Annotated in this window: 17 protein-coding genes; 13 read left to right on the forward strand and 4 right to left on the reverse strand. The window is 71.6% G+C overall.

What is annotated here, in order from left to right:
* Position 1: 1 nt before the first annotated feature.
* From AB0B14_RS23815 to AB0B14_RS23825, 3 genes are all read left to right on the forward strand, one after another.
* The gene (locus AB0B14_RS23815; RefSeq protein WP_357069876.1) at positions 2-862 is read left to right on the forward strand and encodes a carbon-nitrogen hydrolase family protein; all 861 of its coding nucleotides are present in this window, start codon (positions 2-4) and stop codon (positions 860-862) included.
* Positions 863-927: 65 nt separating this feature from the next.
* Positions 928-1,572 carry an HAD family hydrolase gene (locus AB0B14_RS23820; RefSeq protein ID WP_357069879.1) on the forward strand — a complete coding sequence of 215 codons (645 nt, stop codon included), beginning with the start codon at positions 928-930 and terminating at the stop codon, positions 1,570-1,572.
* A gap of 184 nt (positions 1,573-1,756) precedes the next feature.
* Positions 1,757-2,689: an RIO1 family regulatory kinase/ATPase gene (locus AB0B14_RS23825; RefSeq protein ID WP_357069881.1), complete on the forward strand. Its 933-nt coding sequence runs from the start codon at positions 1,757-1,759 to the stop codon at positions 2,687-2,689.
* Positions 2,690-2,731: 42 nt separating this feature from the next.
* On the opposite strand, the gene AB0B14_RS23830 is transcribed toward AB0B14_RS23825, so the two are convergent.
* Positions 2,732-2,980: a DUF2630 family protein gene (locus tag AB0B14_RS23830; RefSeq protein WP_357069883.1), complete on the reverse strand. Its 249-nt coding sequence runs from the start codon at positions 2,978-2,980 to the stop codon at positions 2,732-2,734.
* A gap of 480 nt (positions 2,981-3,460) precedes the next feature.
* Here AB0B14_RS23830 and AB0B14_RS23835 point away from each other — a divergent pair, with 480 nt between their 5' ends.
* The 9 genes from AB0B14_RS23835 to AB0B14_RS23875 all read left to right on the forward strand — a co-directional run bounded on the left by AB0B14_RS23835 (position 3,461) and on the right by AB0B14_RS23875 (position 13,177).
* Positions 3,461-4,738, forward strand: a complete 1,278-nt coding sequence (locus AB0B14_RS23835) for a cytochrome P450 (RefSeq protein ID WP_357524251.1) — start codon at positions 3,461-3,463, stop codon at positions 4,736-4,738.
* A complete protein-coding gene (locus AB0B14_RS23840; RefSeq protein ID WP_357524217.1) occupies positions 4,735-5,646 on the forward strand; it encodes a terpene synthase family protein in 912 nt (303 codons plus the stop codon). Before AB0B14_RS23835 ends, AB0B14_RS23840 begins: the two co-directional genes overlap by 4 nt.
* The gene (locus AB0B14_RS23845) at positions 5,643-7,274 is read left to right on the forward strand and encodes a prenyltransferase/squalene oxidase repeat-containing protein (protein ID WP_357524219.1); all 1,632 of its coding nucleotides are present in this window, start codon (positions 5,643-5,645) and stop codon (positions 7,272-7,274) included. Before AB0B14_RS23840 ends, AB0B14_RS23845 begins: the two co-directional genes overlap by 4 nt.
* A 97-nt stretch (positions 7,275-7,371) precedes the next feature.
* Positions 7,372-10,005, forward strand: a complete 2,634-nt coding sequence (locus AB0B14_RS23850; protein WP_357069892.1) for a nitrate- and nitrite sensing domain-containing protein — start codon at positions 7,372-7,374, stop codon at positions 10,003-10,005.
* An 89-nt stretch (positions 10,006-10,094) separates the two neighbouring features.
* Entirely contained in the window at positions 10,095-10,514 is a 420-nt protein-coding gene (locus tag AB0B14_RS23855) for a roadblock/LC7 domain-containing protein (protein ID WP_355032793.1), read from the forward strand.
* A gap of 5 nt (positions 10,515-10,519) precedes the next feature.
* A complete protein-coding gene (locus tag AB0B14_RS23860; protein ID WP_357069895.1) occupies positions 10,520-10,906 on the forward strand; it encodes a DUF742 domain-containing protein in 387 nt (128 codons plus the stop codon).
* Positions 10,887-11,498, forward strand: a complete 612-nt coding sequence (locus AB0B14_RS23865; RefSeq protein ID WP_357069898.1) for an ATP/GTP-binding protein — start codon at positions 10,887-10,889, stop codon at positions 11,496-11,498. The genes AB0B14_RS23860 and AB0B14_RS23865 overlap by 20 nt, the downstream gene beginning before the upstream one ends.
* A gap of 84 nt (positions 11,499-11,582) precedes the next feature.
* Positions 11,583-11,918 (forward strand): YciI family protein, encoded by a 336-nt coding sequence (locus tag AB0B14_RS23870; protein ID WP_357069901.1) that lies wholly within the window; start codon positions 11,583-11,585, stop codon positions 11,916-11,918.
* A gap of 5 nt (positions 11,919-11,923) precedes the next feature.
* Positions 11,924-13,177, forward strand: coding sequence for a sigma-70 family RNA polymerase sigma factor (locus tag AB0B14_RS23875; protein ID WP_357524221.1), 1,254 nt, complete (start codon positions 11,924-11,926; stop codon positions 13,175-13,177).
* An 11-nt stretch (positions 13,178-13,188) separates the two neighbouring features.
* Here AB0B14_RS23875 and AB0B14_RS23880 read toward each other — a convergent pair whose 3' ends face one another.
* Both AB0B14_RS23880 and AB0B14_RS23885 read right to left on the reverse strand, forming a co-directional pair.
* Positions 13,189-13,377 (reverse strand): DUF397 domain-containing protein, encoded by a 189-nt coding sequence (locus tag AB0B14_RS23880; protein ID WP_357524223.1) that lies wholly within the window; start codon positions 13,375-13,377, stop codon positions 13,189-13,191.
* Positions 13,368-14,135: a helix-turn-helix transcriptional regulator gene (locus AB0B14_RS23885; protein ID WP_357069955.1), complete on the reverse strand. Its 768-nt coding sequence runs from the start codon at positions 14,133-14,135 to the stop codon at positions 13,368-13,370. Before AB0B14_RS23885 ends, AB0B14_RS23880 begins: the two co-directional genes overlap by 10 nt.
* A 115-nt stretch (positions 14,136-14,250) precedes the next feature.
* Between AB0B14_RS23885 and AB0B14_RS23890 the strand changes: the two genes are divergently transcribed.
* Complete coding sequence (locus AB0B14_RS23890; protein WP_357069909.1) at positions 14,251-14,682, forward strand: hypothetical protein; 432 nt, start codon at positions 14,251-14,253, stop codon at positions 14,680-14,682.
* A gap of 374 nt (positions 14,683-15,056) precedes the next feature.
* Here AB0B14_RS23890 and AB0B14_RS23895 read toward each other — a convergent pair whose 3' ends face one another.
* On the reverse strand, positions 15,057-17,909 hold the full coding sequence (locus AB0B14_RS23895) for an aconitate hydratase (protein ID WP_357524225.1): 2,853 nt from the start codon (positions 17,907-17,909) through the stop codon (positions 15,057-15,059).
* Positions 17,910-18,184 lie beyond the last annotated feature (275 nt).

Raw genomic sequence — 18,184 nt, forward strand, 5'->3', positions numbered from 1 at the left:
GGTGACCCCGCCCCACCCCGTGCCCACCGCCCCGCTGACCGTGGCCACCGTCCAGGCCACGCCCACGCCGGGTGACGTCGCCGGAAACGCGGTCGCCGCCGCACGTCTGGTTCGCCAAGCCGGTGAGCTGGGCGCCCGGGTGGCCGTCCTGCCGGAGTTGTTCCTCTGCGCGTACCACCCGCCGACCCTCGCCGCCGACCCGGCCGGCACGGACGTCGCGGCCGATCCGGCCGGTGACGTCGCGGATCCCCGGCTCGACCCGCTGCGCGTCGCGGCGCGCGAGGCCGGCGTCACCGCGCTTGTCGGTGCGGCCGCCCGACACCCGGACCGACGGCGGACCATCGCCGCGCTGGTGGTCGACCGGGCCGGCGCGGTCCGGGTCGGCTACGACAAGCAGCAACTGTGGGGCGGCGAGCGCGAGCTGTTCCGCGCCGGCGACCGGGGTGCCACGCTGCTCGTCGACGACTGGCGACTCGGGCTCGGCATCTGCTACGACGGCTGTTTCCCGGAGCACGGCCGGGCCGCCGCCCTCGACGGCGCACACGGTTACCTGTGCCCCAGCGGATACCTGGCCGGCTCCGAGCACCGCCGGGACCTCTACTACGCGGCGCGAGCCCTGGACAACACCATGTTCGTGGTCTTCGCCAACGCGGTCGGCGGCGTCGACCCGTGGCGGTTCAACGGTGGTGCCGCGATCTACGACCCAGAGGGACGGGTGCTGGCCCGGGGCGCCGACGAGGGCACGGAGGTGCTGGTGGCGACGCTGGACCCGGCCGCGCTCGCGGCCACCCGATCGGCCCATTCGATGCTCGCCGATCGACTCGCGGACCAGGGCGGCCCCCGGTCGTCGATGTCCGGCTGAGCACATCGTCAGGTAGGTACCCGCTGCATCTGTTGGCGGACACGTCGGTCCCGTAGGGTGCCCGAGTGCCACTGCTCCTGCTGGACCTGGACAACACCCTGCTGGATCGGGCCGGGCCGTTCCGCCGCTGGGGTGAACGCTTCCTGGACGGCATCGGCGCGCCCCCCACCGACATCGACTGGCTGATCTCGATCGACGCCGACGGGCTGACCGACCGTTGGGACCTCGCCGACGCCATCCGGGACCGCTACGAGCTGCGCATCCCCTCGATCGACCTGGTGGAGGACCTGCACGACGGGGTGGTGGAGCAGACCCGGCTCGACCCGCTGACCGCCTGCGCGCTGCGGATCGCCGACGACGCCGGCTGGGTGCCGGTGGTGGTCTGCAACGGCACGCTACGCGTCGACGACGCCAAGATCCGCCGGACCGGCCTGGACCGCTACGTCGCGGACTGGGTGATCTCCGAGGAGGCCGGGGTCAGCAAGCCCAACCCGCGGATCTTCGCCCTTGCCGCCCAGCGGGTACGGATGCCGCTGCGCGGTGCCTGGGTGGTCGGCGACAGCCCGGAGGCCGACATCGGCGGCGCCGCCGCGGTCGGGCTGCCCAGCGTCTGGCTACACCGGGGTCGCACCTGGTCGGACGTCCGGTTCGCGCCCAGCCGCACCGTGGACGGGCTGATCGCCGCGGTCGCCACCATCCTCGCCCGCTAACGCCCGCCGCGCGGGCGGGACTCGGTAATTCGGTTGACCGGTCGACGCGCCGCGACGAGCATTGTCGGCGCATGGTGCACCCCGGGCGTGTGTCCGGTCGAGGGAGAAGGAGGTCAGCCGTGGCTGTCTTCGCCTGTCGCTTCCAGCTGCCTTTCTCAGCCTCGACCAAGGGAACCTCACCACAGTGCGCGATCACGACCTTCCGGCGCTGGAGCGCCGGAGCCGCGGCAAGAGCCGCTTCGACGACGACGAACCGCAGTTTCTGAAGCGCGGGCGGCACACCGAGCCGCCCGCAGACCCGGACAGCGACCCTGACCCGGCCACCGGCGAGCGCTGGTCGTCCTGGGACGACGCCGTCCACGGACCCGAGCCGCACCCCGACTGGCTCGTCACCGAGTTGGCCGCCAAGGACACCGAGTTGGGTGTGTTGAAGACCGGCAAGGAGGCGGACGTCCACCTGGTCCGCCGGGCGGTGCCCGACACCGACCGGTCCTGCCTGCTGGCGGTCAAGCGTTACCGCGACCCCGAGCACCGGCTGTTCCACCGGGACGCCGGCTACCTGGAGGGTCGCCGGGTGCGCCGCTCCCGGGAGAACCGGGCCATGGCCGGCCGGACGGCGTTCGGCCGGCAGATGATCGCCGGGCAGTGGGCGGCCGCCGAGTTCGCCGCCCTGGCCCGGCTCTGGGAGATCAGCGCCGGGAACGACCGGATCGCCGTGCCGTACCCCGTGCAACTGCGGGGCACCGAGCTGATGTTGGAGTTTGTCGGCGACGCCGAGTCCGGGGAGGCGGCACCCCGACTGGCCCAGCTGCGACCCGGCCCGGCCGAGCTGCGCGACCTGTGGGCACAACTGGTGGAGGCGCTGCGGGTGCTGGCGCGGGCCGGCTACGCCCACGGCGACCTGTCGCCGTACAACCTGCTCGTCCACCGGGGTCGACTGGTGGTGATCGACCTGCCGCAGGTGGTCGACGTGGTGGCGAACCCGCAGGGGCCGGAGTTCCTGGCCCGGGACGTGCGGGTGGTCGGCGCCTGGTTCGCGGCCCGGGGTCTTCCCGCCGAGCAGGCCGACCCCGCCGCGCTGACCGGCGAGCTGTTGCACGAGGCGGGCCTGCGCTGATCGGTGCGGGTCGGGCGGCGCGGGCCGCCCGACCCGCCACGGTTACTGTAGGTAGCGCTCCACCTCGGGCTTGGGCCGTTCGCCCTGTGCGTCCGGGTCACCGTGGGTGTCCCGGGCGGCCCGCCTGCGGCGCAGGAGGTCCCAGCACTGGTCGAGGGACTCCTCCAGGGCGCGCAGCCGCTCGCTGGTCTCGCCCTCGGTGCCCGACTCGTGGGCCTGGGCGTCCGCCCGCAGCTTGTGTTCCTCGTCGACCAGCTCGGTGATCCGGTTCAGGATGGTCTTGTCGTCCATGACAAGAGCCTGGCACAGGGTGCCGGGCATCGCCCGGATTCGGTCGTTCCGCCGGGTCGGCGTGCGGGGCGCGGGTCGGGCGGGGCCGAACCGGCGATTCCTCGCGCGGGCCCGACCGGTGGACAACAAGTGACGTTCATCACTATCGAAGATCACCCCTGCCGGTCCGGGATCCCGACCGCCGTCACCTGCGACATCCACCGCGTGCGCTCATGTCTGCGCTCCGATTCTCCGGAAACACAATCCTTGCGCATGAAAATTTCACGTACTGCGCCTAGAAGAAATCGGTTACCCGATGGCATGCTCCACGAATACCTAACTCCGCATAGTCGTTCCGCGACACCGAGTATCCACAAGGGAGTGTCAGTTCCCGTGGTAGCACCTCAGACCGTGCCGGTTCAGCCACGCCGAGCGGGCTCGGTCCCGCTGCGCCACGTGGTGCCCAACCTGTTCCGCGATCCGGCCCGCACCCTGGTCGAGATGGGCGAACGGTCACAGGGCGAGGTGGTGAAGCTCAGCCTCGGTGCGTTCCGGCCCTACCTGGTCACCCGACCGGAGCACCTGCAACGGGTTCTGCGCGAGAAGTCCGACAACTACGTTCGCGCCGGTGACGGTCTGCAGTGGCGCCCGCTGAAGCGGTTGTTCGGTGACGGCATCCTCAGCGACGGCGAATACTGGAAGAACAGCCGCCACGTGCTCCTGCCGCTGTTCACCGCTCGGCGGGTCGACTCGCTGGTGGACCGGCTGGCCGAGGCGATCGAGGATGCCGTCGACGAGCTCGACGAGCCGGCCCGCACCGGTCAGCCCGTCGACATGGGCACCGTCCAGGCCCGGATCGTCTGCTCGGCGATCATGCGGGTCTTCTTCGCCGACAAGATCTCGGTGCCGCAGGCGATGCGCATCATGCAGGCGCAGGACGCGATCGCCTCGTCGGTGATGCCGCGGCTGATGGTGCCGTGGGCGCCGTTGGCCATGCCGATGCCCGGCGACCGGGCCTTCCGTGGTGCCGTCCAGGTCATCGACGACACGCTGCTTCCGATCGTGCGCGCGGCCCGGGAGACGGCCGAGACCGACGGCGACGACATCATCTCCACGTTGTGGCGGGGTCGCACGGAGGCCGGTGGGCGGCTCGACGAGCGGCAGGTCCGCGACGACACCGTCTCCATGGTCGCCACCACCACCGAGACCACGATCAGCGTCCTGACCTGGCTCTGGCCGCACATCGCCCAGGACGAGCAGATCGCCGGGCGACTGTACGAGGAGATCGATCGGGTGGTCGGTGACGCGCCGGTCCGACGTGAGCACCTGCGCGAGCTGCGCTACACCCGGCAGGTGCTCGACGAGTTGCTGCGGCTCTACCCGATCGGCTGGCTCTTCCCACGCTCGGCGGTGGAGGAAGACGTGATCGGTGGCGTCCGGATCGAGGCCGGCGCCACGCTCGTGGTCAGCCCGCTGATCACCCACCGGATGTCCGCCTTCTGGGACCGGCCCGACGTGTTCGACCCCGACCGCTTCGACCCCGAGCAGGTCCGACACCGGCACCGGTACGCGCACTTCCCCTTCGGCGGCGGCCCGCACCAGTGCATCGGCATGTACCTGTTCTACCTGGAGGCGACGCTGATCGTGGCCACCGTGCTGAGCCGGTTCCGCTTCAGCCTGCGACGGCAGGCCGTGCCCGGCATCAAGGTGGCCGCCGCGCTGCGTCCCCTTCAACGGGTCGAGGTGACCCTGCGACCGCTACGGGGCGGCTCGGCATGACCGCGAAGCTCGCGTCGCCGCCGGCCGTCGGTGGCGACCAGATGGCGCTGGCCGCGGAGCAGGGCCGGATCTGCGCACTCGCCGCGAAGGGCCAACGTGACCTGGCCGAGCGTGCCGCCGCGTACCCCGATCTCTTCCCGGCGCGACCGTTCGACCCGGCGCTGTTCGGCAACGTCGCGATGGCCATCGCGTTCGGGGCGCCCTGGTGTGACCTCGACCAGTTGCGCGTCACGAACCGAGCCGTGCTCTGGGGCTTCGCGGTCGACTGGCTCGTCGACCACGAGGCGCGCAGCCGCGACGAGATCGATCGGTTGACGGCGGGTTGCCTCGCGGTGGCCGAGGGCGGGTCACCGGCCGAAGACGACTCCCTCGGCCGCTTCCTCGCCGAGTTGCGCGACGAACTGGCCGCCGTGCCGGCGTACGCGACCCACGGGGCGGTGTGGCGCAGCGAGTTGCGGACGATGTTCGACGCCATGGCGCGGGAGTGGGACTGGAAGCAGAGCGCCGACACAGGCGTGCTGCCCACCCTCGACGAGTACCTGGCCAACGCGGCGAACCTCGCCTGCACGGTGGTCAACGTCGCGCACTGGATCCACTCCGACGATCCCGCGACGCTGGCCCACCTCGACGCGCTCGTGGCGGCCAGTGACCAGGTGCAACGGATCATCCGGCTGGTCAACGACCTGGCCAGCTTCGAGCGCGACAAGCGGTGGGGTGACCTCAACGCGTTGATGGTGGTGCCGGAGCGGGCCGACGTCGAGCGGCGGATCACCGAGCTGGTGGCGTACGCCCGCGACCTGCTCGACCCGTTACGCGCCACCTGCCCGGTGCCGGCCGACTACCTCGCCCGGCAGATCGGCTTCAGCACGGGCTTCTACGGGTCGACCGACTTCTGGGGCGTGTCGTGACCCCCGCGCCGGCCACCGGTGCCCGCGACGAGTCGGCGGTGGCCGCGTCGGCCCGGGAGTTGCTCGCCGCCCTGGTGCTGGAGCCGGCGGGCCGGGTCAGCCCGTCGGTGTACGAGACCGGCCGGGTCGTCGCCGACGCACCGTGGCTCACCGGTCATGACCGACGGCTGCGGTATCTGCTGGACGCCCAGCGGGCCGACGGCGGTTGGGGTGGTGCCGGCGGCTACGCCGTGGTGCCGACGGTGAGCGCGGTGGAGGCGCTGCTCGGCACGCTGCGGGGCACCGAGGACTCCGTCGGAGACCCGCTGGCCGCCGCGGCCACCCGCGGGTTGGAGGTGCTCGCCGACTGGCTCGGCAGGGGCACTCCGCTCCCGGACACACCGGCGGCCGATCTCATCGTGCCGGCCCTGGTGGAGCGGATCAACGACCACCTCGCGTTCTTCGCCACCCGCGACGACCGGAGGTTCGCCGACGGGCTCCGTGCCCTGCCCGGCGGGGACCGACGGCGGCTCGACGCGGTACGCGCGCTGGTGGGCAGCGGACGTCCGGTGCCGCAGAAGCTGGTGCACGCCTTCGAGGTGCTCGGGCCGGTCGCGCGCCGGCACGCTGGCGTGTCCCCGGTCGCCGGGGCCGTCGGCGCGTCACCGGCGGCGACCGCCGCCTGGATCGGCGACCCGGCGACGCCCGGCGCCGACCCGGAGACGTTGGCCTACCTGCGCGATGCTGTCGGCCCTCTCGACGGGCCGGTGCCCTGCTGTACGCCGATCACCGTGTTCGAGCGGGCCTGGGCGCTGAGCAACCTGGCGCGAGCGGGAGTGCCGGTCCGGCCCGCCCCGAAGCTGGTCGCCGAGTTGACCGCCGCGCTCGGGCCGCAGGGCACACCGACCGGGCCGGGGCTACCCGCCGACGCGGACACCACCTCGGTCACGCTCTACGCGCTCGCCCGCTTCGGTCACCCGGTGGACCCGGCGAGCCTGCTGCACTTCGACCTCGGCACCCACTTCTGCACCTGGCAGGGGGAGGATGGCCGGTCGGTCACCACCAACGCGCACGTGTTGGAGGCACTCGGCTGGCACGCCCGGCACACGTCGGCGGGTGCGAGCCGCTACGCCGACCGGGTGGTGGCGTTGGCCGGGTGGCTGGGCGACGAGCAACAGCCCGACGGCTCCTGGGCCGACCGCTGGCACGCGTCGCCGTACTACGCCACGTCCTGCGTCGTGGCGGCCCTGGACACCTACGCCCCGGCCGACATCGCCGGACCGGCGGTGGACCGGGCCGTGGACTGGTTGGTCGCCACCCAGCGGGCGGACGGGGCCTGGGGGCGCTGGGCGGGCACCGCGGAGGAGACGGCGTACGCCCTGCACGTGCTGCTCGGGGTGCGTCGACCGGCGCGCCCGGGGGTGCCGGAGGCGATCGGCCGTGGGCTGCGTCGTCTGGCCGAAGTGGACGATTGCCACACGCACCCTCCACTGTGGCATGACAAGGATCTCTACGCCCCCGTGCTGATCGTCCGTGCGGCAGTCCTCGCCGCCCGGCAGTTGGCGATGACCAGGTCCGACCTGGTCAACAGCTCGGGCCCGGTCGCCGTCGCGCGTCCGTACGGTGGTCACATGATCGGCAGCGCTTGAGCATTGGCCCCGGACGCTGCTAGCGTGCGCCGGGGTCGATGCGTGCATGACGCACTCCTGACTGAACAATCACACAGGCCGCGCCAGGGACGGTGTAATGGGTTCCCGCAGTACGAATCTGCGTACCAAGGTTGTTGCTCTTCTCGTCTCGCTTGTCGCGCTCTGGGGCTTCACGGCCTGGGTCACCGTCCGGGACGGGGTCAACCTGCTCGGTGTGCAGACGCTGGACACCAAGGTGTTCGATCCCACCGAGCCGCTGCTGTTGCAGTTGCAGTCGGAGCGTCGGGCGTCGCTGACCTACCTCGGCCAGCCCGACGAGGCGCAGCGCGCCGCGCTGGCCCAACTGCGGCAGCGCACCGACGAGCTGGCCGCGACGTTCACCAGGTCCACCGAGGACTGGCAGGTCGGCACGCTGGGCAGTGACGCCCTCGACCAGCGGATCAAGGCTCTCATCACCGGCCTGAACGATTTGAACAAGACCCGCACGGCGGTCGACGACCGCAGCATCGACCGGGCCGGGGCCATCGCGACCTTCACCGGCGTGATCGAGTCGATCTACCGGGTGTACGACGTGCTCGGCAACCTCGACGACGACCAGGTCGCCGAGGACACCGCCGCGCTGATCGGCCTCAACCGGTCTCGGGAGCTGCTGTCCCAGGAGGACGCGCTGCTGGCCGGTGTGCTGGCCGCCGGGCGGATCACCGCGGCCGAGCGGGCGGAGTTCACCCGGATCGTCGGTGCCCGACAGTTCGCCGCCTCCTCGGCGCTGGTCCGGCTCCCCGCCAGTGACCAGGGTCGCTACCAGGCGATGTCGACGGGGCCCACCTTCACCCGGCTGACCGTCCTGGAGACCCAGGTCATGCAGGGCGCTGGTGCCGGCCGCCCGCCGCTCACGGCGACGGAGTGGGGCGACACCACCGGCCCGGCGCTCACCGAGATCCGTGCGGTCGTGCTGGCCGGCGGTGACGGCGTCGTCGACCGCGCCACCCCGGTCGCCGTCGGCGTCGTCGTCCGGCTGGCGCTGGCCACCGGCCTCGGTCTGCTCGCCGTCATCGCGTCGATCATCGTGTCCATCACCACCGCCCGCGCCCTGGTGCGGCAACTGGAACGGCTGCGCGGGGCGGCCTTCCGCCTCGCCAACGAGCGGCTGCCCGGTGTGGTCGAGCGGCTCGGTCGCGGCGAAGAGGTCGACGTGGCTACCGAGGCGCCACCCCTGGAGTTCGGCACCGACGAGATCGGCCAGGTCGGCAAGGCCTTCAACGCGGTCCAGGAGACCGCGATCCGCACCGCCGTCGAGCAGGCCGAGCTGCGGCGCAACGTCCGCGAGGTCTTCCTCAGCCTGGCTCGGCGTACGCAGGCGTTGGTGCACCGCCAGCTCACCCTGCTCGACGCGATGGAGCGGCGCGAGCACGATGCGGAAGAGCTGGAGGACCTGTTCCGGGTCGACCACCTGGCCACCCGGATGCGGCGCAACGCGGAAAACCTGATCGTGCTCTCCGGCTCCACGCCGGGGCGGGCGTGGCGGCGCAGCGTGCCGATGGTCGACGTGGTGCGTGGCGCGGTCGCCGAGGTGGAGGACTACACGCGCGTCAACGTGCTGCCACTCGGGCCGGTCTCACTCGCCGGCCGCGCGGTCGGCGACATCATCCACCTGCTCGCCGAGCTGATCGAGAACGGCCTGTCGTTCTCGCCGCCGCACACCACGGTGGAGGTTCGCGGCCAGTTGGTGGCCAACGGGTTCGCCCTGGAGATCGAGGACCGGGGCCTCGGCATGAGCGAGGAGGACCTGGCCGCCGCGAACCACCGCATCGTCGACCAGTCCGAGCTGAACCTCGCCAACGCCGCCCGGCTGGGGCTCTACGTGGTGAGCCGACTGACCGAGCGGCACGGCGTACGGGTCCGGCTCAAGGAGTCCGCGTACGGCGGCACCACGGCGGTCGTGCTGATCCCGCGCGAGTTGGTCGCCGAGACCGGTCCGGGCGCGGAGGACTCCGGCGAGATGCGGACCGGGTCCCCGGCCATCGCACTGCCGTCGACGGCGAGCGGCACTCCTGCTCTCGACGCGGACAGCGGCGGCCGACCGGCCATCCTCGCGCCGGTCGCGCTGGCCACCGCACCACACGTACCGGGCTCGGCGGCACAGGGCACGCCGGATCCGGTGGACCAGACCGACCCGCTGGCCGCGGACAGCACCGCGACACAGCCGGGGGAGGGGAGCGTCGTGGAGGCCGGTCTACCCACCCGACAGCGGACGACGCCGGCGACCGATACGCCGGAGTTGCCGATCCGTGCCCGCCGGGCCCTGGGGCAGCCCGCCCTGGAAGCCCCCACGGTGCCCACCGGCCTGCCGGCCGTTGATGCTTCCCGGCGGGCGGACAGCGCCGTCGAACCCGCCGTCAACCGTTCGCAGCGGGCGGACAGCGTCGTCGAGCCCGCTCTCGGCGACGGGCCGGTGCCCGCCGGGGCCGAAACGGACCGCACCCACTCGGGCCTGCCGGTCCGGGTGCGGCAGGCGAACATCGTCCCCGAGTTGCGCGACGACCCGACGGCCAGCGAGACCGACGACGACGACGTGGTACGTCCGCCGGAGCAGGTGCGCCGCATGATGAGCTCGTACCAGACCGGCACCCGGCGAGGTCGGACCGACGCGGCGAGACTGCTCGGCGGCGCGTCCGATGGCCCGCCGACGGGAACGTCCGAACCTACCGACGAGGATCCCACCGCTACCTGACCCGACCGCCGCGGACGCGGTTTCGCACGAAGTGACGGTCAGCCCGAGACGAGTACGGCGCATGAGCCGGGCGAGAAGAGGACGACGAAGTGGCGCAGAAGACGGCTTCGAGTGCCGACCTGACGTGGTTGCTCGATGACCTGGTGGGCCGGGTGAAGCAGGCCGAGCACGCGGTCGCGCTCTCCACCGACGGTCTGTTGATGGCCTCCTCCCAGGGGTTGAGCCGGGACGACGGCGAGCATCTCGCCGCGATGGCGGCCGGTATCCAGAGTCTGGCCCGGGGCGCCGGTAAGCGCTTCGGTGGCGGGCAGGTGCAGCAGACCATCATCGAGATGCAGTCGTCGTTCCTGTTCGTCACCGCGGCCGGCCGCAACGCCTGCCTGGCGGTGTTGGCCAGCGAGGACGCCGACGTCGGGCTGATCGCCTACGAGATGGCGATGCTGGTGACCCGCGTCGGCAAGTACGTCGCGTCGCCGTCGCGCACCGAGCAGCCGGCCGGCGAGAGGTAGCGGCGATGACGGTGAAGGGAGAGTCAGCAGAGCAGCAGTGGGTGGACGACCACGCGGGGCCGGTGGTGCGCCCATACGCGGTGACGCGCGGGCGGGCCCGCCCGGTCACCGGCACGTTCGACCTGATCTCCCTGGTCACCGCGACCCGAGCCGAGGTAACGCCGGAGGTTGGTCTCGGTCCGGAGCACCTGGCGATCGTCGGGCTGTGTCAACGCATACAGTCCGTCGCCGAGATCGCCGCCCATCTTGATCTGCCGGTGGGCACCATCCGGGTGCTCCTCGGTGACCTGGCGGCTCGCAGCCTTGTGCAGGTCCGCGAGCCGCAGACCACGGCCGGCCTTCCCGACAACAGCATCTTCGAGGCGGTAATCAATGGACTACGGGCACTCTGACCGGCCGGCGGGAGCGACCCCACTGCCCACCGCGATCAAGATCCTGGTCGCCGGCGGCTTCGGTGTGGGCAAGACGACCATGGTCGGCGCGGTCAGCGAAACCCGACCGTTGCGCACCGAGGAGGTGCTGACGGAGTCGGGGGTCGGCATCGACGACCTGTCCGGGGTGGAGGGCAAAACCACCACCACCGTGGCCATGGACTTCGGTCGGATCACCATCAGCGACGACCTGGTGCTGTACCTGTTCGGTACGCCGGGTCAGGACCGGTTCTGGTTCGTCTGGGACGAGCTGGCGTTGGGCGCCATCGGCGCGGTGGTGCTGGCCGACACCCGCCGGCTCGCCGACTGCTTCCCGTCGATCGACTACTTCGAGGGCCGGGGCACGCCCTTCGTGGTGGCGGTGAACTGCTTCGCGGGTTCCCGGCAGTATCGGCTCGACGAGGTGCAGGCCGCGCTCAACCTGGACCCGGGGGTGCCGGTGCTGCTCTGCGACGCCCGGCAGCGCGAGTCCAGCAAGGAGGTGCTCGTCACGCTGATGGAGCACGCCATGAAGACCCGCGAGGCCCGCCGCCGCGCCGCCAACGGAAACTGACCGGGTTTTTTCCGGGGAGAGTGTCCGGAACGCTGTCGGCCGATCGTCATGCTGGCGACACCCCGAGAGACCAGGGAGCGACCAGTGAAGTACCTGATGTTCGTGTGCAGCGACACCGAGCCGGACACCGACCCCACCGAGCTACCCGACATCCACAGGTGGGTGGCGGAGAACGACTCTCGTGGCCGCCGCCTCACCGGCAACGTGCTGGCGGCGACCAACGCGGCCACCACCGTCCGCGTTCGCGGCGGTGAGCTGCTCGTCTCCGAGGGCCCGTTCGCGGAGACCACCGAGGTGATCGTGGGCTTCGACCTGCTCGACTGTGCCGACCTGGACGAGGCGATCGAGGTGGCGCGCACCCACCCGATGGCCCGCGAAGGGCGACTGGAGTTGCGCCCGTTCGCGAACCTGTCCGACTGACGCAGGTGTCCACCCCGCAGCGCCGGCCGGTGCCTACCCCGGCGCCGGCCGGCGCGGTGGCGGCGGAGGCCGTCGCCGCTGCCGGCGTCGAGGCGTACCCCCGGATCGTCGCGACCCTGATCCGGGTGACCGGGGACTGGGCGTTGGCCGAGGACTGCGCCCAGGAGGCGTTGGCCGTCGCCCTGGAGCGCTGGCCCGGTGACGGTGTGCCGGCCAACCCGGGTGGCTGGTTGCTGACCGTGGCCCGCAACCGGGCGCTCGACGTGCTGCGTCGGGCCACAGTGGAGCGCCGTAAGTTGCACGACCTGGCACTCCTCACGCCGGCTGAGGAGCAGCCCGAGGAGCGGCCGGACGTGGTGGACGACCGACTACGCCTGATCTTCACCTGCTGTCACCCGGCGCTGGCCCTCGACGCGCGGGTGGCGTTGACGTTGCGAACCGTGTGCGGCGTGCCGACCGCGGACATCGCCCGACTTCTGCTGGTCAGCGAGTCGACGATGACCCGACGGCTGACCCGGGCCCGGACCCGCATCGCGCAGGCCGGCATCCCGTACCGGGTGCCAACCGGGCCGGCGCTGACCGAGCGGCTGCCCGGCGTCCTCGCCGTGCTGTACCTGCTGTTCACCCGGGGCTACGTCGCCGACGGTGAGCCGGCCTTCGCCGACGAGGCGGTCCGGCTGGCCGGGTTGCTCGACCGGCTGATGCCGGGGCAGTCCGAGGTGACCGCGCTGCTGGCGCTGGTCCTGTTCCAACACTCCCGTCGCGACGCCCGCCGCGACGCCGCCGGCAACCTGCTCACCCTGGAGCGGCAGGATCGCCGCCGGTGGGACCGCGCCGCCATCGCCGAGGGCCTGGCCGCGCTGGATCGGGTACGCCACGACGGGCCGTACGCGTGGCAGGCCCGGATCGCGGCCTGCCACGCCACCGCCGCCTCGGCCGAGGACACCGACTGGCCGACGATCGCGCGCGCCTACGACGCGCTGGCCGACCTGCGCCCCTCACCGGTGATCGCGCTCAACCGCGCGGTCGCGCACGGGTACGCGTACGGGCCGGCTGCCGGGTTGGACCTGCTCGACGCGGCACGTGGCGGGGGCGGGCTGGACGGCAACCCACTCGCCGTGGCGGTGCGGGCCGATCTGGTGGCCCGCCAGGGTGACCGGCTGCGCGCCGCCGACCTGTTCCGAGAGGCGGCGGCAGCGGTGGGGTCGGCCGCCGAGCGTCGCGCGCTGCTCGACCGGGCGGCCGAACTCGCCGGTTAGGACAGTGCGGGTCAGCCGCGCTTGGCCAGGGCCAGGAACCGCGTCCAGGCCGTCGGGTCGAAGGCGAGCGTCGGACCGGCCGGGTCCTTGGAGTCACGTACGCCGATGACACCCGCGAGATTGTCGGCCACCTCGACGCAGTTCCCGCCGTTGTTGCCACTCCTGGTGCTCTTGCGCCACCGAGCGCCGGTCAGGTCCATGATGCTGCCGCTTCTCTGATGAGGTTGAGGGACTGCGCCCGGGACAGGGCTCCGTCGCGAATGCGCTCCCACCGTCGGTCCAGGGTAGCAATATCGGCGGTCTTGTCGATGAGCTGTGATTGGGCCTGGCTGTCGACGTGCGCGACCCGCCCCCCGTCCGGCATCTCCGCGATGGTGAACGGCCCGCCGAGGCCCGGATACATGCCGACGTCGGCGGGCACGACGAAGAGCGACACGTTCGGCAACGTGGCCTGCTCGGCCAGCCGCTCGCACTGCTCGCGCATCATGGCCCGGTCACCGCCGAGGGTGCGCCGCAGGATTCCCTCATCGAGGACCGCGACGAGCAGCGGCGGGCGCTCCCGGCGCAGGATGGCCTGCCGGCTCAGCCGCGCCTCGGCGAGATCGTCCGCCTCGTTCGGCAAGAATGCCTCGCCGACCAGCGTGGCCAGCGCGTACGCCTTGGTCTGGAGGAGGCCCGGTATCCACGTAAGCTCGAACCACCGCAGCGACAGTGCCTCACGCTCGATCTCGGCCCAGTGTCGGAACCAGGCCGGCGTCCGGCGCTTGAGCGCGTCCGGCCACAGCTCATCGACGTCCCGACCGAGCAACTCGGCGACCCGCGCACGATGCCGCGTCTGCGGAATTCGTTCCGTGCTCGCCCACTTGGCGGCCGTCTTCGGATCGACACCAATCTGCGCAGCGAGACTGTCCGCTGTGTGGCCCCTCTCGGCCATCGCCGCCTGTACGGCTCGATTCATCTCCAGACCCTCCAAAACGTTCCAGACGTTGGAAGGAAATAGTTCTACGTAGTGTGATCGCTCCGCAACCCTCGGCAGGGTTTCTGTGTAGACGATGTCGACGAGGGAGCGCGCAATGCCCGAGGACAGATCCTGCAACCGCCCACATCGACCGGGCCGGCCGGCCTCGCCCCCAGCGATCAGTGCCGGACCGACCGGGCCACGCCACCCTCCGTACCGTGGCCCCGGTCGCGCGGCGAACGTCGTACCCGAATCGCGCTGGCGGCCCCGGTGCGGCCCGCCGGTCGCGCACACCGCCGACGGGCCACTCTGGACGTGCGACGTCTGCGGTCAGGACTGGCCCTGCCCGGCGCTGCGCGCGACCCCCACGGACGCCGCGCGCCGGGCGACCCTGATCCCCGAGTTCTCCCGGATCACCCGCCGGGCGATCCGCGACCTGCGCGGCCAGCCGGGCGGACCCGACCCGGTCGCCATCGTCCGTCGCTTCCTGTGGTTCCTGCCGCTCACCGACGAGGAGGCCCGGGCGGTCGCACTGCGGCTGCGCTGAGCCGGGGCGTGCCCTGCCGACCCGCCCCTCGCGCTATCCGGCCCGGCGGTGCGGGTGCTCTTTCGTGTCCTTTGCTCTGCACCCGCCCATGCGCCATCCGGGCCGGGGGTGCGGGTGCTCTTTCGTGTCCTTTGCTCTGCACCCGCCCATGCGCCAGTTACGGAGCGTTCGTGGTGCACGGGCGGGTGCAGAGCAAAGGGACGCGACCTGAACCGGGCGGCGGGCCCGGCTGCCCACCGAAGGCCGCGACAACCCATGCGGCCCGGCGCCACGACCCGGCCGATGGAGGCCGCCGCCGAGTCGAGAGCGAGGAGAAACGAGAGGGCCGCTCCCCGCAAGCGCGGAAAGCGGCCCTTTCGCCGGACGTCGGTACGTCAGTTGGCGATCATGCGGCGCAGCACGTACTGCAGGATGCCGCCGTGCCGGTAGTAGTCCGCCTCACCCGGGGTGTCGATCCGCACCACGGCGTCGAACTCCACGCCGGTGTCGGTGCTGACCTGCACGGTGCGCGGGGTGTCGCCGTCGTTGAGCGCGGTCACCCCGGTGATGGTGAACGTCTCCGTGCCGGTCAGGCCGAGCGACTCGGCGGTGACATCCACCGGGAACTGCAACGGCAGCACACCCATGCCGATCAGGTTGGAGCGGTGGATCCGCTCGTACGACTCGGCGATGACCGCCCGGACACCCAGCAGCATGGTGCCCTTGGCCGCCCAGTCCCGCGACGAACCCGAGCCGTACTCCTTGCCGGCCAGCACGACGAGCGGGATGCCGGCCTCCTGGTAGGCCACCGAGGCGTCGTAGATCGAGGACTGCTCACCGGTGAGGTGGTTGACGGTGAAGCCGCCCTCCACCCCGGGGACCAGCTGGTTGCGCAGCCGGATGTTGGCGAACGTGCCCCGGATCATCACCTCGTGGTTGCCCCGCCGGGAGCCGTACGAGTTGAACTCGTGCCGCGGCACACCGTGCTCGGCCAGGTACGTCCCGGCCGGGGAGTCGACCTTGATCGCGCCGGCCGGCGAGATGTGGTCGGTGGTCACCGAGTCACCCAGCTTCGCCAGCACCCGGGCGCCGGCGATGTCCACCACCGGGCTCGGCTCCTGCTGCATGCCCTCGAAGTACGGGGGCTTACGCACGTAGGTGGAGTCGCTCTCCCAGGCGAAGGTGTCGCCGGTCGGGGTGGGCAACGACTGCCACCGCTCGTCGCCGGCGAAGACATCGGCGTACGCGGCACTGAACCCGGTCGCGCCGATCGCCTGGGCGATGACGTCCTGGATCTCGGTGCTGTTCGGCCAGATCTCGCGCAGGTAGACCGGGTTGCCCTCGGCGTCCTCACCGATCGGCTCGTTGGCCAGGTCGATGTCCATCGTGCCGGCGAGGGCGTACGCGACCACCAGCGGCGGGGACGCCAGGTAGTTCATCTTGACGTCCGGGTTGATCCGGCCCTCGAAGTTGCGGTTGCCCGACAGCACCGAGACCACCGACAGGTCGTGCTCGTTGACCGCGGCGGACACCTCCTCGGGCAGCGGGCCCGAGTTGCCGATGCAGGTGGTGCAGCCGTAGCCGACCAGGTTGAAGCCGAGCTTGTCCAGGTACGGCGTGAGGCCGGCCCGCTCGTAGTAGTCCATGACGACCTTCGACCCGGGCGCCAGGGTGGTCTTCACCCACGGCTTGCGGGTCAGGCCCTTCTCGACCGCGTTGCGGGCCAGCAGCGCGGCACCGATCATCACCTGCGGGTTGGACGTGTTGGTGCAGGAGGTGATCGCGGCGATCACCACGGCGCCGTGGTCCAGCTCGTACTCGACGCCGTCGGCGCCGGTGACCCGGACCGGCTTGCTGGCCCGGCCGCCCGCGCCGACCGCCGCGGTCTCCAGGTCACGCGGCTCGTCGGCCGGGTCGCTGAAGTCGTTGGCCGGCGGGTCGCTGGCCGGGAACGACTCGGCGCTGGCCTCGTCGGCCGGGCCGTTGGCACCGCGCGGCAGCTCCTCGCGGGGAACGCCCGGCTTGAAGTCACGCTCGCCGGCGGAGTCGTCGGCGACGTAGTCGGTCAGCGCCGAACGGAACAGCGTCTTGGCGCTGCCCAGCGGCACCCGGTCCTGCGGGCGCTTCGGGCCGGCGAGCGACGGCTCGATGGTGCCCAGATCCAGCTCCAGGCGCTCCGAGTAGTCCGGCTCGTGGTCCGGGTCGTGCCAGAGGCCCTGCTCCTTGGCGTACGCCTCGACGAGCGCGACCTGCGCGGCGTCGCGGCCGGTCAGCTCCAGGTAGCGGACCGTCTCCGCGTCGATCGGGAAGATCGCCACGGTGGAGCCGTACTCCGGGGACATGTTGCCGATGGTGGCCCGGTTGGCCAGCGGCACGGCGCTCACGCCGGGGCCGTAGAACTCGACGAACTTGCCGACCACACCGTGCTTGCGCAGCATCTCGGTGATGGTCAGCACCAGGTCGGTGGCGGTGGTGCCGGCCGGCATCTCGCCGTGCAGCTTGAAGCCCACCACCCGGGGGATCAGCATGCTGACCGGCTGGCCGAGCATCGCGGCCTCGGCCTCGATGCCGCCGACGCCCCAGCCCAGCACGCCCAGGCCGTTGACCATCGTGGTGTGCGAGTCGGTGCCGACCACGGTGTCCGGGTACGCCTGGCCGCCGCGCTCCATGATGGTGCGGGCCAGGTACTCGATGTTGACCTGGTGCACGATGCCGGTGCCCGGCGGGACGACCTTGAACTCGTTGAACGCGGTCTGGCCCCAGCGCAGGAACTGGTAGCGCTCCTTGTTGCGCTCGTACTCCAGCTCGACGTTGCGGGCGAACGCGTCCTCGCGGCCGAACAGGTCGGCGATCACCGAGTGGTCGATGACCAGCTCGGCCGGGGCGAGGGGGTTGACCTTGCTGGCGTCGCCGCCCAGGTCACGCACGGCCTCGCGCATGGTCGCCAGGTCGACCACGCAGGGCACGCCGGTGAAGTCCTGCATGAGCACCCGCGCCGGGGTGAACTGGATCTCGACGCTCGGGGCGGCGGAGGAGTCCCACCCGCCGAGCTGGCGGATGTGGTCGGCGGTGATGTTCGCGCCGTCCTCGGTCCGCAGCAGGTTTTCCAGCAGGATCTTCAGGCTGTACGGCAGCCGCGCGTGGCCGTCCACCTTGTCGATCCTGAAAATCTCGTAGCTCGCGTCTCCGACGCGTAGCTGGGTCTTCGCACCGAAGGTGTCGAGGCTCGCCACGTCGTACTCCTTCACACCAGCGACCGTGAGTAGTCCTGAGCAGTCTGTCGCACCGGTCGGGGGGCCGCCGAGGTTAGGTGACACTTACCGCCGATTCCGCTCTCAACAAAACCGTACGTCCGTCTTGCTAGTTGCGCAACCCGGGCGTCGCCCCTCCGCCCCATACCCCACCCCTAGCCTCCTAGGACGCGTTAGGGAAAGTGTCGTGGCCAACCTGAGCGCGCAACAAGCGCGGGCACGGCGGCGATCTCGCTGTCAATGAAGTGTCGGGCTGGCCTGGGTTGGTCGGG

This window comes from Micromonospora sp. NPDC049171, assembly GCF_040648275.1.
GTDB lineage: Bacteria > Actinomycetota > Actinomycetes > Mycobacteriales > Micromonosporaceae > Micromonospora.